The organism is Paraburkholderia podalyriae (assembly GCF_014397785.1).
GTDB lineage: Bacteria > Pseudomonadota > Gammaproteobacteria > Burkholderiales > Burkholderiaceae > Paraburkholderia > Paraburkholderia podalyriae.
The window spans coordinates 250,414-263,577 of sequence record NZ_VZQQ01000005.1; the positions used below are offsets into that span (position 1 = coordinate 250,414).

At 60.8% G+C, this 13,164-nt stretch carries 15 protein-coding genes; 7 read left to right on the forward strand and 8 right to left on the reverse strand.

What is annotated here, in order from left to right; genetic code table 11:
• Positions 1-208 precede the first annotated feature (208 nt).
• Both F6X42_RS08200 and F6X42_RS08205 read right to left on the reverse strand, forming a co-directional pair.
• Positions 209-1,117 (reverse strand): alpha/beta fold hydrolase, encoded by a 909-nt coding sequence (locus tag F6X42_RS08200; protein ID WP_187633768.1) that lies wholly within the window; start codon positions 1,115-1,117, stop codon positions 209-211.
• A 176-nt stretch (positions 1,118-1,293) separates the two neighbouring features.
• Positions 1,294-1,851, reverse strand: a complete 558-nt coding sequence (locus F6X42_RS08205) for a TetR/AcrR family transcriptional regulator (protein WP_187633769.1) — start codon at positions 1,849-1,851, stop codon at positions 1,294-1,296.
• A gap of 195 nt (positions 1,852-2,046) precedes the next feature.
• On the opposite strand from F6X42_RS08205, the gene F6X42_RS08210 reads away from it, so the two are divergent.
• A complete protein-coding gene (locus tag F6X42_RS08210) occupies positions 2,047-3,576 on the forward strand; it encodes a CYTH and CHAD domain-containing protein (protein ID WP_187633706.1) in 1,530 nt (509 codons plus the stop codon).
• Positions 3,577-3,649: 73 nt separating this feature from the next.
• Here F6X42_RS08210 and F6X42_RS08215 read toward each other — a convergent pair whose 3' ends face one another.
• The 3 genes from F6X42_RS08215 to F6X42_RS08225 all read right to left on the reverse strand — a co-directional run bounded on the left by F6X42_RS08215 (position 3,650) and on the right by F6X42_RS08225 (position 5,717).
• Positions 3,650-4,189, reverse strand: coding sequence for a hypothetical protein (locus tag F6X42_RS08215; RefSeq protein ID WP_246530014.1), 540 nt, complete (start codon positions 4,187-4,189; stop codon positions 3,650-3,652).
• A gap of 72 nt (positions 4,190-4,261) precedes the next feature.
• A complete protein-coding gene (locus F6X42_RS08220) occupies positions 4,262-4,648 on the reverse strand; it encodes an ester cyclase (protein ID WP_187633707.1) in 387 nt (128 codons plus the stop codon).
• A 121-nt stretch (positions 4,649-4,769) separates the two neighbouring features.
• Positions 4,770-5,717: a pseudouridine-5'-phosphate glycosidase gene (locus tag F6X42_RS08225; protein ID WP_187633770.1), complete on the reverse strand. Its 948-nt coding sequence runs from the start codon at positions 5,715-5,717 to the stop codon at positions 4,770-4,772.
• A gap of 208 nt (positions 5,718-5,925) precedes the next feature.
• Here F6X42_RS08225 and F6X42_RS08230 point away from each other — a divergent pair, with 208 nt between their 5' ends.
• The 3 genes from F6X42_RS08230 to F6X42_RS08240 all read left to right on the forward strand — a co-directional run bounded on the left by F6X42_RS08230 (position 5,926) and on the right by F6X42_RS08240 (position 7,671).
• On the forward strand, positions 5,926-6,723 hold the full coding sequence (locus tag F6X42_RS08230; RefSeq protein WP_187633771.1) for an alpha/beta hydrolase: 798 nt from the start codon (positions 5,926-5,928) through the stop codon (positions 6,721-6,723).
• A 3-nt stretch (positions 6,724-6,726) separates the two neighbouring features.
• A complete protein-coding gene (locus tag F6X42_RS08235) occupies positions 6,727-7,068 on the forward strand; it encodes a hypothetical protein (protein WP_187633708.1) in 342 nt (113 codons plus the stop codon).
• Positions 7,069-7,212: 144 nt separating this feature from the next.
• On the forward strand, positions 7,213-7,671 hold the full coding sequence (locus tag F6X42_RS08240; protein ID WP_187633709.1) for a hypothetical protein: 459 nt from the start codon (positions 7,213-7,215) through the stop codon (positions 7,669-7,671).
• Positions 7,672-7,896: 225 nt separating this feature from the next.
• Here the strand turns inward: F6X42_RS08240 and F6X42_RS43890 are convergent, their stop codons facing one another.
• Entirely contained in the window at positions 7,897-8,280 is a 384-nt protein-coding gene (locus F6X42_RS43890; protein ID WP_246530015.1) for a hypothetical protein, read from the reverse strand.
• Between the two features lie 233 nt (positions 8,281-8,513).
• Complete coding sequence (locus F6X42_RS08245) at positions 8,514-9,479, reverse strand: LysR family transcriptional regulator (RefSeq protein WP_187633710.1); 966 nt, start codon at positions 9,477-9,479, stop codon at positions 8,514-8,516.
• A 106-nt stretch (positions 9,480-9,585) separates the two neighbouring features.
• Between F6X42_RS08245 and F6X42_RS08250 the strand changes: the two genes are divergently transcribed.
• Genes F6X42_RS08250 through F6X42_RS08260 form a run of 3 tightly spaced genes read left to right on the forward strand, consistent with a single transcriptional unit; the run spans position 9,586 to position 11,729 of the window.
• On the forward strand, positions 9,586-10,320 hold the full coding sequence (locus tag F6X42_RS08250) for an SDR family NAD(P)-dependent oxidoreductase (protein ID WP_187633711.1): 735 nt from the start codon (positions 9,586-9,588) through the stop codon (positions 10,318-10,320).
• Positions 10,321-10,333: 13 nt separating this feature from the next.
• Complete coding sequence (locus F6X42_RS08255; protein ID WP_187633712.1) at positions 10,334-11,101, forward strand: SDR family NAD(P)-dependent oxidoreductase; 768 nt, start codon at positions 10,334-10,336, stop codon at positions 11,099-11,101.
• Positions 11,102-11,129: 28 nt separating this feature from the next.
• On the forward strand, positions 11,130-11,729 hold the full coding sequence (locus tag F6X42_RS08260; RefSeq protein ID WP_187633713.1) for an NADPH-dependent F420 reductase: 600 nt from the start codon (positions 11,130-11,132) through the stop codon (positions 11,727-11,729).
• 163 nt (positions 11,730-11,892) lie between these two features.
• Here the strand turns inward: F6X42_RS08260 and F6X42_RS08265 are convergent, their stop codons facing one another.
• Positions 11,893-13,122 (reverse strand): aminotransferase class I/II-fold pyridoxal phosphate-dependent enzyme, encoded by a 1,230-nt coding sequence (locus F6X42_RS08265; RefSeq protein WP_187633714.1) that lies wholly within the window; start codon positions 13,120-13,122, stop codon positions 11,893-11,895.
• Positions 13,123-13,164 lie beyond the last annotated feature (42 nt).

Below are 13,164 nucleotides of genomic sequence, written 5' to 3' on the forward strand. Positions count from 1 at the left end.
AGGAAAAGGCTTTTAAGGCACTCCAAGCTGTGCCGGGCACTGCTTCGATCGCGATTTTAATTGCAATACCCATGCAAGGTCAAATGTCTTATGTCTTATATAAGAGTGCGCCGCATCGCCTGAGCCACACCCGGCATGCTGCGCCCCACACGGCCTTCCGCCTATGATGCCGCCTCAGTAGCGAAAGCAGGCATTCGCCCGCCCTCTGTCATTCCTGTGCGCTCGCAAAGAACGCTGTGAGTTCGTCAGCGACCGCGCGCGGTTGTTCCTCTGGAATGAAGTGCCCGCAGTGACTAATGGTCCGGCCTTGCACATCGGTGAAAAAGGCGCGCAGAGGGGTCGCCATATCGGCGATGGACCCTTGATCGGAACCAAGCGTCAACAGCGGCAGTTTCAGCATGCCACGCTCCTTCAATTCTCCGTTCTGCCGGGCTGACACATGCGCGGCGCGATAGTACGCGAGGCCGGCGCGCAAGCCGCCGTCTTTCTGCAGAATGCGTAGATATTCATCGATATCAGAATCAGTGAAAGTATCGGGATTTGCCGTCTTTCGCCGCAAAAACCATTCGAGGTATTCACGTTCCTTACCGGCTAGCAATACTTCCGGCAAGTCCGGTAGTGCGTGAAATGCAAAATGCCAGGTGCGCCATGCACGGTCGGGCGCGGTCGACAAGGCATCGGGCAACGTGACGCCGGGGATCCCCGCATCCAGCAGCGCGAGCCGCCGGACCTCGTCGCCGAACATCACGGCGTAAGGAAATGCCACCCACGCTCCGATATCGTGCGCAGCAAGAAAGTACCGGGTCACCCCGAGTTGCTGCAGCAAACCGCGGACATGGCTCGCAAGGGTTTGTGTGTCGTAGCCGTCCATCGGACGATCTGAATCACCTTGTCCAGGAAGGTCCGGTGCGACGATTCTGTAGGTCTTTGCAAGCAGTCCCATCACTTTGCGCCAGGCGAACCAGCTCTCGGGAAATCCCGCGAGCAAGACAACCACGTCGCCCTGCGGGTTGCCACCCGTGACGTAGTGCAGTCTAAGTCCGTTTACGGTCGCGAATCTGTGCTCGAATCCTGCTAGCTCGGGAACGGGTCTTGATGCCGGCAACACGTTGACCATCGTGGAAGTCCCTGATGGCGCGGGCGAGTGATGTGGTTTCACGAACGAGACTCCTTTGGATTGGCGGATGTCACCGTTGAGCGGTTTTTCATCGTTGAATGTCGATTAGGAAACAGTTGTTTCCTAACATGGCGAACAGCATGTTTAGCCGATGCGATGCTATGTCTTGCCGTGGGTTAGTCCAGTAGGCGCATGGCCTGATCTGCCGCCGCCATCATGTGTGCCCGGGATCGACCGACTTTGCCGACGACCCTGAAACCTTGCGTCAAACTCAACAGAGCGCGGCCAGTAGCGTCCGAATCCACGGCGGACGGGATCGAGCCGTCCGTCTGGCCCAACCGGATCAAACGGCACAACAGCCGCTCTATTCGCTGCAAAGCCGCGACGATATGACCTGCGATCTCATCATCGAAGGCCAGCAGGTCGATTGCACTTCCGACTACGAGACAGCCTCGCTTGCCCTCACCGCCAATTGCAGACTCAGCATAAAACTGCAGAACGGCCCGCACCTTGTCGCGGCCGGATTGCTCCGCGTCGATCAAGCTCTGTAACTGTCCATTTCGTAGCTGGATGTAGCGGTCGAGCGCGGCAAGGAATACCGCTCGTTTATCGGCAAATGCCTTATAGATACTGCCCGCCGTGAGCCCCATCGCAGAACCAAGGTCGCCCAGAGACGCCCCTTGATAACCGCGCTCGCGAAAAATCCGGATTGCGCCGTCCAAGGCTACTTCCATGTCGAATTCGCGTGGACGACCTGGAGCACGTGGATATCTGGAACGATGGTTGCGGATAGTCATGCGGCGATTATAGGAAATGATCATTTCCAAATCAAGATGTTCGGATGTGCCGATGACAGCGATGCATTCGGGTCGAACTGGGCCAGCGAATCCGGTATAGTCTGACGGTCTGGTGCTCATTTCGGAGGGGGCATGGAACGGGAGCTAAAACTGCGCGTTGCGAAAGAAGATCTCGGCACATTGCGTCACGCGCCGATGCTTGCGCAATCAGGAAGGAAAGTTGGAACTCCTCACCTGCTGATGAGTACGTATTTCGATACGCCCGAACTTTCGTTTCACTGGTGCGGGGCTTCGCTGCGCGTGCGCACCGTCGGCAAGCAGAAAATGCAGACGCTGAAGCTTGAAGGATCGGCGAAGGCGGGGCTGTTCGACCGGGACGAGTTCGAGATGCCCGTGAATAGCGACACGCCCGATCTGAAGTTGCTGTGCGACCAGATCCCCGACGACAGCGACTGCGGAAAACTGGTTCGCGACGAAACCGTTGCGGCCCGACTGAAGCCGGTGTTCGTCACGCGAATCAACCGATCGGCGTTTCCGCTGCACCAGCCGTCCGGAGACGAGCTCGAGCTTGCGCTAGACGAAGGAACTGTCGAGGCGGAGTCGGGTTCGGTGCAGATCGCCGCGGTCGAACTGGAATTAAAACAGGGCAATCCGGAGGCGCTGTACCGCATCGCGCTGGAAATGCTCGAAACTGTTGCGCTGCGGCTCGATCATCGCAGCAAGGCCGATATCGGGTATGCACTGCTCGTGGCCGAGCACAGCGAGGCCGTGAAAGCGCAACCACTGCTACTCGACAAACGCGATTCGATCGAGGATGCATTCTGCGCGATTGCGCGCAACTGTCTGGACCAGGTCCACGCGAATGAACGGGGCGTCGTGTCGGGCCACGATCCATCGAGCGTCCATCAGATGCGCGTGGGGCTTCGCCGCTTGCGTTCGGCTCTCGACCTGTTTGCGAAGGTCATCCCCGCCTCTTCCGGATTCGACGAGGAGTTGCGCTGGATTGCTTCGGAACTCGGCGCCGCGCGCGACTGGGAAGTGCTTGCGGGAGCGACGCTTGAACGTGCCAGCACGAACGGCAATGCGAACGAGATCCAACCCGTCCGGCAGGCGTGCGAGCAGATTGCCGTCAACAACCGGCAGCGTGCGGCTGCTGCGGTCGAGTCGGTTCGCTACACGCGGCTCGCGCTTCAGTTCGCGCTGTGGTTGGACCGAAAGGGTTGGCGAGATGACATGTCCGACGAACAGCGCGCAGCGATCAGCGGCCCGGTGAAGCCGTTCGCCGCGGAAGTGCTGCGTCGCCGGCACAAGAAACTGATCAAACGCGGCAAGGGCCTGGCCGATCTCGACGATCACCGTCGTCACCGCGCCCGCATCGCGGCGAAGAAAGTTCGATACGCCACCGAGTTCTTCGCGTCGCTGTGCCCGAAGCGGGCCGTCCGCAATTATGTGGACGCGCTCACCGCGCTTCAGGATGATCTTGGCTGGCGCAACGATGCGGTCGTCGCCGATCAGCTTCTGAAGTCGTTGCTGACAACGTCGCCCGAGGCGGCGTCGGGCGCATCGTTCGCACGCGGCTTCCTCGCGTCGCGCGTCGCTGCCGACCATCAGACATTGAAGAAGCTATGGAAGCGCTTCAAACTCCTTTCGTCACCGCACTGACCGGACCAGTCCGCCGCCTTTCGTCGGATCGCCGAGCAGCATGAACCGGCCCTATTGACTGACTCCACGTCTGTCATTGCGCCAGTTGCAAGCGCAGCACCGGATGCGTCGCGCCGGCAGGCATTGCCCACACCCCTGTCGGACCGAAGTCATACGACACGAACGATGCCGGCGTACTCATCTGAGCGGGGGTCAGCCCGTTCGCCGTGGGAATCGGTGTGTCGTACTTGACGCCGATCGTGGCGGCCGTGGTATTGGTATCCCAGTACAAATCGTTCGCGATCGTGCCAGTATTGGTCCGCGCGATGCCGATCGGCCCGTAGGACGGCTGTGTCATGAGGCCGGTTGCGAAGGACTGGCTGATCTTTCCGTCGTTAATGACGACGAGTCCGGCGCCGCCGCACGGCGTATCGGCAGCGCCTCGGCAATAGCCCTGAAGCGTTGTCGGGCCAGTTGCATAAGACTGGCTGATCGTACCGGGGTTAGAGCCGACAAGGCCGCCGCCGCCCTGATTGATATAACTCAGCGATACGACAGGACCCGTGGCGAACGACTGGTTGATGAGGCCGCTATTCGCACCCACCAGACCGCCGAGCGTATTGCCCGCGGTCACGGCAGCGCTGCTCGAAGAACGCAGGATCGAGCCGCCGTTGAAGCCGCCCCGCAGCGCTCGAGCATAGCTCCCCTACAACTGGCGCTCAACCGCAGCCTTGTCGATCACCGACCAGACTTCATGTATCTTGTTTCCATGGAACTCATAGAAGACGTTCTCAGCAAACGTGACCCGTTTCCCCTCTACGGGCAGCCCGAGAAATATACCGATAGGCGTACAGTCAAACTGCAATCGGCTCGCAATACGCGGCGGCTCGCATACGAGAAGTTGAATTTCAAAGCGTAGGTCCGGGATTTCGCGGAAATCTCTCTCAAGCATCTCGCGATAGCCTGACAAGCCGATCCGTTGGCCGTTGTATTTCACGTCATCGCGAACAAAGCCTCCGAGCTTCGACCAGTCCTGCCCGTTCAAGCAGGCAATATAGCCCCGATATACCTGAGAAAGATTGATTTCGCCCATGACAATCGCCCCTCATCTGCCGACAGTCACTTGATTGAAAATCATCTAGCGGACCTCCTGCCGTCGCCCGGACTGTGACGAAGCTGACGCGAAGCTTGGTGCAAAGCGGACGTCCCGGCGGCTACGCCGCGCCCGCCCCGCGCCCCGCGTATGCCAATGCCAGCGCCAGCCTTGCCCCGACCTCGGCATTGTGTTTCACGAGCGCGATGTTTGTCGCCAGGCTGCGTCCACCGGTCAGCGCCTTGATGCGAGCCAGCAGGAAGGGTGTCACCGCCTTACCGGTGATGCCTTGCGCCGTGGCCTCGGCGAGCGCCTGCTGGGTCAGCGCGTCGATCTCTTCGAACGCTATCGCTGCCGCTTCCGGCACCGGAGTGCTCAACACCACACCGCCCACGAGTCCCAGGTCCCACTTGGTGCGAATGAAGCGTGCCTGCTCCGCTGCGTGGTCCAGCCTGAAGTCCGCGCGAAAGCCGCTGTCGCGCGTGTAGAACGCGGCGAAATTGTCTTGCTCGCAACTCAGCACCGGCACGCCGTGCGTTTCCAGGTATTCCAATGTGAGTTCAATGTCCAGGATGGACTTCGCACCGGCACAGACCACCGCCACCGAGGTCTTCGCCAGCTCCTGCAGGTCGGCCGAGATGTCAAAGGTTTGCTGCGCGCCCCGGTGCACCCCGCCAATGCCTCCGGTGACGAAGACCTCGATGCCGGCCAGGGCGGCACAGATCATCGTGCCAGCCACTGTCGTGGCGCCAAGCCCGCCGCCGGCCAGCACGGCCGGCAGGTCGCGGCGGCTAACCTTGTGTACCTGGTCCGAGCGGCCGAGCAGTTCCAGCTCGTCGTCCGTAAGACCGATGTGGATTCGCCCACCGATCAGTGCGATAGTCGCGGGTTCAACTCCCAGGTCACGGATCAAGGCCTCCACTTCGCGCGCAGTGCGAACGTTCTCCGGGTAGGGCATGCCGTGGGCGATGATGGTCGATTCCAGCGCCACGAGCGGGCGGCCGGCGGCCTGTGCAGCGGCCACAGGCGCGCTGCAGGTCAACCAGGAGTGTGCAAGGTCGGTAACCATGTCGATGCTTTCGGCGGTGTGATTCACAAGTATGCAGCACGAGGCTGCTCCGCGGGTCGTTGTGCAAGCGCGGGGTCGTGCTCCCGCAGCGCACGACCGCGCCCGGCGAACCAGACCTACCCTGGCGACACGCATGGATATAAGCGGTGGCGAATGCGCGCTAAACTGGGTGCGCTACGGAAAAGATCGAGGGATCGGGCTCAAGGCGATGAAATTCACCGGGATGATGCTCCGTCTCACCGTCGCGTGCCTGATCGTGTTCGCCGGAGTCGCCATCTTGCAGGATCGTTTTATCTACTTCCCTGAGAAGGCCGCAATCGAGGACGTCGCTTCCGGCGGACTTCGCGCCTGGCCGACACCTGAGGCTTTCCGGGGCCTCGTGGCCGAGCCGGCCGGATCCGCGCGCGCCACTGTCATCGTCTTTCATGGCAATGCGGGGCATGCCGGACACCGCTCGTTCTATGCCGCCGTGCTCACCCGGCTCGGGTTGCGCGTGATTCTCGCCGAATATCCAGGCTACGGGCCGCGCGACGGCGCGCCAGGCGAAGAGAGTCTGGTCGCCGATGCCCAACAAACCATCGCGCTGGCGCATCGCCTCTATGGCGCGCCACTGCTGCTCATCGGCGAATCGCTCGGGGCCGGCGTGGTGGCCTCGGCCGGCTCGCGTGAACGCGACAAGATCGCCGGTTTAATGCTGATCACGCCATGGGATCGGCTCGAGCACGTCGCCGCTTACCACTATCCGTGGCTGCCCGTGAAGTGGCTGCTGCGCGACCGATACGACAGCGTGACCCACCTGGCGTCGTTCGGCCGCCCGGTTCTCGTCGTGGTTGCTGAACACGACAGCATAGTCCCCCCGCGCTTCGGCGAAGCGCTCTACAACTCGCTGGCCGAACCGAGACAACTGATCGTGGTGAAGGCGGCTGACCATAACGACTGGATTGGCCACGTCAACGAAAACTGGTGGCGGCAGGCGACTGACTTCCTGCTCACGCCTTTGCATTGAAATATGAAGACGCGACCGGTCCCGTCCAGCTCGGAACGCATCTATGTCCTCGATGCGAAGAACAGGCCTGTCGAGGTGTTCGACCACGGCGCGTGGTCGCGCTGGATGACTGAGAACGAGCTGATCTTCCGCCGCACGCTGCTGGACGAATCCGGCGTGACGGTCACGACCCGCTTCCGCGGTGTGTCCGAACCGAAAACCGGGGAGGTTTTGCTGTTCGTGACGCGCATCGCCGGAATGGAAGCGCGAGACAACACGAGCTACGGAGCACGTACGCTCGATGAGGCGCTGGAGCAGCATGAGCGCATCGTGCAGAAAATCCTCCGGATGCTGACCGCGCGGTGATCGCCACAGCGCGACGATTCTCCGCGAGACGCAAATGCCACAGAAGGCGCAAGGGCGTGTAGATTAGGATCTTGTTGCGACCCGCCACTGTGTCTTCGAATCGGTCGCCATCCGAGTCAGTCCTGAAGTTGCACAGGAGCCGGCATGAACACGAAGCACAGCAAGAAAGGTCATCTCGAAGCCGCGGCGTCACACCACGAGCAGGCCGCGCGACATCACCGCGAGGCGTCGCGGCATTTCGATGACGGTCAAGACTTTGTCCACGCCGCACATCAGGCGATGCTGGCCCATGGCCACACGTTGCATGCGATCGATCAGGCACACGACGCTGGCGCGCACAGCGCCAATACGCCATCAATAACGCCTCCATCGACCGGCTCAGGCGCAAGTGCCGCGGACGTGGCAAAACATCATGCGGCGGCCGTGGAGCTTCACACGCAGGCGGCGCAGCATATGCGCCACGCCGTCAAGCTCTTCGATCAGGATCGTAGCGCGGCCTCCCACGACGCACAGCTAGCGCTCTCCCTTGCACTGCGCGCTTTGTCCCATGGCAACGAAGCAGCCAGACTATTTGTCAAGCTCGCTGCCAGTGGTGCATCGTGAGTTAAGGCTGGTTGAATTCAAGCCAGTCACATCCTATTTGGTGGAGTATTCGGAGTGGTGCGGTATCTGCTTATACCGCTTCTTGAGCGCACTGAAAGCTGAATCGCTTTCTGCACGGCATGCACGCCGTACAGCACCAGGTTGTCGCGCGGATCTACGATCGTGGGCCTGCCGCAAAGATCCGCGCGTTGATAGGTATGGCGCAATCCAGCGCGCCACTCGCGACTACGCCTTTCGCTCCAGCAGGTCTGTCGCGAAAGACTTCGCATGCGCTAAGGCCTCATGCGCGTCGAGGAATACACCGAGCTGATCCCAGTGCTCTTCGACCGCGTACGTTCCTTTCATACCGAGTGCCCTCTGAACGCGCAATTGCGCTGCGTACCTGCCGTCCTCCAATGGTCGAGCAGTCGCTATTACCATGTGCGGAAGGTCGGATCTTTCTGGCTGAACCAACTCGACAGGACCGCCAGGTACGCCGATATCTTTCAATTCGTTCCTGACTTTGCAGTCCGGGCAGTAGAAGCACCACCCCTCGTCCTCGTGATTGGATCTGACCTGCCCGCGAGCCAGCACGGCGCGACATTCAACGTTTTCGCAGATGAACGGCATAGCAGTTTCCGGAGTTGTTTGAAAGAAATCCTAGCATGTCCGCCGAGGGCCAACCATCGGCATTGTTGCCGTGCCCGAGGCGAAGGAAAACCCTGAAGCGCGACCGGGCGAGATCGGGTTACGCGGCCGCAGCGTCACCGTAATCAGGTAAAGAACGCCGCTGATCGCCACAGTAGGCGATCCAGGTCGAGCCAACGGCCATCAGCGCCCACAACGGGAGCCCTGACCGTCGCTCACGTGTAGCCGGTCGTCCGGTTTTTTTTGCCTTCGCGTGGGACTGAGCGCTGCCTGCCATCTTTCGAGCAGCGCTTAGGATCGCCAAGAAGCTTGACAAGTTGTATTTCGCATTCGGAAAAGGAGTAGCCACGTCGGTGCGAGATCATGAATGTGAGAGGACGCATGTGCCACGCGCGCCGTTGGAGTTCGACAAGTGTCCCATTCGCGAGGTCTTCCGCAACCATGTGACGCGGCATGTGCCCCCAGCACAGGCTTCCCCTGAGCAGATCGTGTTTCGCCCCGAGGTCATTCACCCACCACTGGCGCTCACCGGCGACCCCCTGCTGTGTCTTTTCTGCATCGGACTGATTGTCGGTTACCACGAGCTGGATGTGCCGGCTAAATTCTTCCCGCGTGAGCGGTCCCGCGACTGCGGCCAGCGGATGCGATGGCGCACAGACTGTCACCATTTGCGCTTCACATAAATGCTGCCTTTCTATGGCACCTGGGCTCAACTCAGGCACGTCCATGATCGTCACCGCCAATGCGCACGTGGCTTCGAGAACCAGGCGCTCGCCACCCTGCATCGTCGTCATGCGCAGATTGATTGCAATCGTCGGAAACTTTGCCTGCACGGCGCGCAGGCATTCAATCAGGTGCGCTCGCGGAAAATAGGTATCCACGGCAATCGAGATCTGTGGGACCCCAGCTTCGGCAATCGAGACCGCGCGCATCTTCATTTCTTCAGTGCGTGAGATGACCCCACGCGCATCAGGCAGGAGGCTGCGGCCCGCGACGGTGAGCGTCGCTTTGCGGGTATTGCGTTCGAACAGCACCACATCAAAGGCGCTTTCAAGCGCCTTGATCGCGTGACTGATCGCCGACTGCGCACGCTTCAGCTCCTTGGCTGCCGCCGAAAAGCTTCCCTGATCACAGACGGCAACGAAGGTCCGAAGCTGGTTGATGGTGACGTTGTCAAGCATAGGTATCTAAAGATTAGATGATATTGATACATATTCAGTCAATTGTCTTCATGAATCAAGCGATTCAGAATTGGGGCTGTCGCTTTTGTTTCCAAGGATGCATGACATGAACAGACTGAATGGAAAGACCGCCGTGATCACCGGTGGCGCCACCGGCATCGGCCTCGCCGCAGCAAAGCGCTTCATCGAGGAAGGGGCCTTCGTCTTCATCTTCGGGCGCCGGCAGGAAGCGCTCGACGCAGCTGTGGCCGACCTTGGGCCCCATGCCCGCGCGGTGAAGGGCTCGGTCTCGTATCAGACCGACCTCGACCGACTCTACGCGGCGGTGAAGGCCGAGCGCGGAACGCTCGACATCGTCTTCGCCAATGCGGGAGCGGGAAGTCCGCTTCCGCTTGGCGAGATCACCGCCGAGCACATTGACGAGACCTTCGACACCAATGTGAAGGGCACGATCTTAACGGTCCAGAAGGCGCTTTCGCTGATGGGCGAAGGCGGTTCGATCATTTTGACCGGTTCGAGCGCCGGCACCACGGGTGCCCCGGCATTCAGCGCCTACAGCGCGAGCAAGGCGGCCGTGCGCAACCTCGCGCGGACCTGGGCGGAGGACCTGAAAGGTACCGGCATCCGGGTCAATGTGTTGTCGCCCGGAGCGACGGCGACCGAACTGGCGAAGGCGGCACTGGGCGAGGAGGGCCAGAAGGCCTTTGCCGCGATGACTCCGCTTCAACGCATGGCCGATCCGGCGGAGATCGGAGCGGTGGCCGCCTTTCTCGCATCGTCAGACAGCAGCTTCATGACCGCCAGCGAGGTCGCCGTCGACGGCGGCCTGGCGCAACTCTGAGGAGAAAAATCAAATGACACAACCACTAAAGGGCAAAACCGCCCTCGTTACCGGCGCATCGCGGGGCATTGGCCGAGCCATCGCCCAACGTCTCGCAATGGATGGCGCGATGGTCGCGCTGACCTACAACGCCAGCAAATCCGGCGCGGACGAGGCGGTCGCGGCCATCGAGACAGCGGGAGGCACGGCATTCGCGATCCATGCGGATCTCGTTGACCCGGCAACCATCCCGGCCTTGTTCGAGAAGCTCGACGACGATTTGACCCGGCGCAACGGAAGCAAAGCTCTCGACATTCTGGTCAACAACGCCGGCAACTCCGGTTGGGTCGGCTTCAAGGACGCGACGCCGGACAGTTGGGACACCTTGATGGCGGTCTACGCCCGCGCGCCCTTCTTCGTCGTTCAGGCCGCCCTGGAGCGTCTCGCCGATGGCGGACGCATCATCAACATTTCGTCCGCTGCCGCCACGAAGCCCGTGACCGCCGCGCCCGTCTACTCGATGGCCAAGGCGGCCATCAACAACCTGACCCACGCGCTCGCGGCCGAGCTGGGGCCGCGCGGAATTACCGCGAACGCCGTCGCGCCGGGCTACACGCGAACGGACGCGAACGCCGCCTTCCGGGAGAATCCCGAACTCGTGAAAGCAGTCGAGGCCGAAATCGCGCTGGGCCGCTTTGGTGAGCCATCGGAAATCGCCGCCGTCGTGGCGTTCCTGGCTTCTGATGAAGGCCACTGGGTGACCGGGCAGACGATCGAAGCGAGCGGCGGCTACAAGCTCTGAGCGCGCCGAAAAACCGAAGGAGAATCTCATGAGCTACGCAATTATCGGCTTCGGCAAGATTGGCCACGCGCTGGCCAAGGCGTTTGCCCGCAATGGCCTCGAAGTATCCGTTGCCACCACGCGCGACCCGGCAAGCTTTGCATCCGATGCAGCCGCCATCGGGCCCACGATCATTCCCAAAACCCTGGCGGAAGCCGTCAAGGCGGACGTCATCTTTCTGGCAGTCCGTTTCGAGTCGCACCCGGAGGTCACGAAGGCGTTGCCCGACTGGAAGGGAAAGACCGTCATCGACGCGATGAACACGCAGGCCCCGCTTGAGGAACTGGGCGGTCTCCCGTCCTCCGCCTTCGTCGCGAAGGCATTCACCGGAGCCCGCCTGGTGAAAGGATTCAATCATCTGGTTGCTGCCGTTCTTGACCAGGACCCGGCTGTACACGGTGGCAGGAGAGTCGTGTTCCTGGCGAGCGACGATGCTGCCGCCGCAGCGGAGATTGGTGCGCTTGCGAAAAATCTCGGTTTCGCGCCGATCCAACTTGGCGTGCTTTCGGAAGGTGGATTGCTTGTGCATGCGCGCGGAAAGAACTGGGGTCACCTGATCTTCACGGACTTGGTCAAGTTCGACGAATGAATCGTGATCGCAAAATTTAAATTCGATCCTGCCTGGTGGACAAAGCCTAGCCACACTTTGATTGAAGGGATGGCGACGCCGGTAGTAAGCCGGTCGCCCCCGACATTTTGCGCCTCGTCATCCCACGAAAGTTCTGGGTTCGCAATAACGCGCATATCGGGCACTAGGAGAGGCGCCGCGGCAGAAAGCTCGCCACCGTCTCTGCACCGATGCTTTCCATTACCGCGATGGCATGATCGATTTGCACCTTGGTATGGGCGGCATTCATCATGAAACGCAGTCGTGCTTGTCCGACTGGCACGGCCGGAAACTGGACTGAGTCGACGTGGACGCCTTCTTCACGCAGAGCCTTGGTGTAGCGTAGGCACAGTTCAGTGTCGCCGATCAGCACGGGAACGATTGCCGTCTCGGTCGACAACAGCTGGTAGCCGAGCGAGCGTATGCGCTCGATGAAATACCGCTGGTTGTCCCACAGCTTTTGCCGCCGTTGCGGCTCTTCGGCCATCAGATCGAGCGCAGCCAGTAGCGCGCTAGCCTGGTCTGGCGGCGGCGGGCAGGTAAAACCATAGGCGGAACTGGTAAGCCGGATCACGTCAGCCATCTCGCGATCGACCGCCACGAAGCCGCCAATGGCGCCAAATGCCTTGCTCAACGTGCCCATCTGGATGATATGAGGGCTGTAGCAACCGAAATGTTCCGAGGTCCCGCCGCCGTGCTCGCCAAGCACGCCGGTCGCATGCGCATCATCGATATACAGGATGGCGCCATAGCGCTCGGCTAGCGCCAACAAGTCCGGCAGGGGGGTAATCGTCCCTTCCATGCTGAACACGCCGTCGCTGACGATGATTGGTGTGGTGCCGTCCCCCGCCTGCAGGAGTGACTCCAGATGATTCAGGTCGCGGTGTCTGTAGGTGTGGCGCAGCGCGCCGGACATCTGGATGCCTTCCCGAATGCTGATGTGATTGAACTCATCCGAATAGTAGGCATATTTGCGGCGAGTACTGGGGCGGTAGCCGTGTAAGCGCGCCAACGTAGCGGCTTTGACCAGCGTCGACAGCACGCCGAGATTGGTCATATAGCCAGTCACGAAGAGCACCGCGTCGCTTTTGTGCTTGAGTGCACCGAGGCGTGCCTCGAGTTCGCGATAGACCTCGAGATCGCCGCCCAGAAGCCGCGACTCGCAGTTACCGACGCCATAGCGATCCAGCCCCTGCTTGGCGGCAGTTACCAACCGGGGATGATTCGCCAGCGCCAGGTAATTGTTCGAACTGAACGAAACGAATTGACGCCCGTTCGAAATGAAGGTGGGATCCGGAAGTGTCGCGTGAACGTCAGAGACGTGGTGAATCGTGTGGCTTTCCAGCCAGTGCGCGATTTCGCTCAAGTCATGCATGATGTTTTCCGTTTTGGCGCTGTGACAGATCGTGTTGGCCAA

Excerpts from the sequence above, each read along its gene's own strand:
- F6X42_RS08200 (WP_187633768.1), bottom strand. The coding sequence starts at position 1,117 with ATGGTCAACGTGTTGCCGGCATCAAGACCCGTTCCCGAGCTAGCAGGA.
- F6X42_RS08205 (WP_187633769.1), bottom strand. The coding sequence starts at position 1,851 with ATGGAAGTAGCCTTGGACGGCGCAATCCGGATTTTTCGCGAGCGCGGT.
- F6X42_RS08210 (WP_187633706.1), top strand. The coding sequence starts at position 2,047 with ATGGAACGGGAGCTAAAACTGCGCGTTGCGAAAGAAGATCTCGGCACA.
- F6X42_RS08220 (WP_187633707.1), bottom strand. The coding sequence starts at position 4,648 with ATGGGCGAAATCAATCTTTCTCAGGTATATCGGGGCTATATTGCCTGC.
- F6X42_RS08225 (WP_187633770.1), bottom strand. The coding sequence starts at position 5,717 with ATGGTTACCGACCTTGCACACTCCTGGTTGACCTGCAGCGCGCCTGTG.
- F6X42_RS08230 (WP_187633771.1), top strand. The coding sequence starts at position 5,926 with ATGAAATTCACCGGGATGATGCTCCGTCTCACCGTCGCGTGCCTGATC.
- F6X42_RS08235 (WP_187633708.1), top strand. The coding sequence starts at position 6,727 with ATGAAGACGCGACCGGTCCCGTCCAGCTCGGAACGCATCTATGTCCTC.
- F6X42_RS08240 (WP_187633709.1), top strand. The coding sequence starts at position 7,213 with ATGAACACGAAGCACAGCAAGAAAGGTCATCTCGAAGCCGCGGCGTCA.
- F6X42_RS43890 (WP_246530015.1), bottom strand. The coding sequence starts at position 8,280 with ATGCCGTTCATCTGCGAAAACGTTGAATGTCGCGCCGTGCTGGCTCGC.
- F6X42_RS08245 (WP_187633710.1), bottom strand. The coding sequence starts at position 9,479 with ATGCTTGACAACGTCACCATCAACCAGCTTCGGACCTTCGTTGCCGTC.
- F6X42_RS08250 (WP_187633711.1), top strand. The coding sequence starts at position 9,586 with ATGAACAGACTGAATGGAAAGACCGCCGTGATCACCGGTGGCGCCACC.
- F6X42_RS08255 (WP_187633712.1), top strand. The coding sequence starts at position 10,334 with ATGACACAACCACTAAAGGGCAAAACCGCCCTCGTTACCGGCGCATCG.
- F6X42_RS08260 (WP_187633713.1), top strand. The coding sequence starts at position 11,130 with ATGAGCTACGCAATTATCGGCTTCGGCAAGATTGGCCACGCGCTGGCC.
- F6X42_RS08265 (WP_187633714.1), bottom strand. The coding sequence starts at position 13,122 with ATGCATGACTTGAGCGAAATCGCGCACTGGCTGGAAAGCCACACGATT.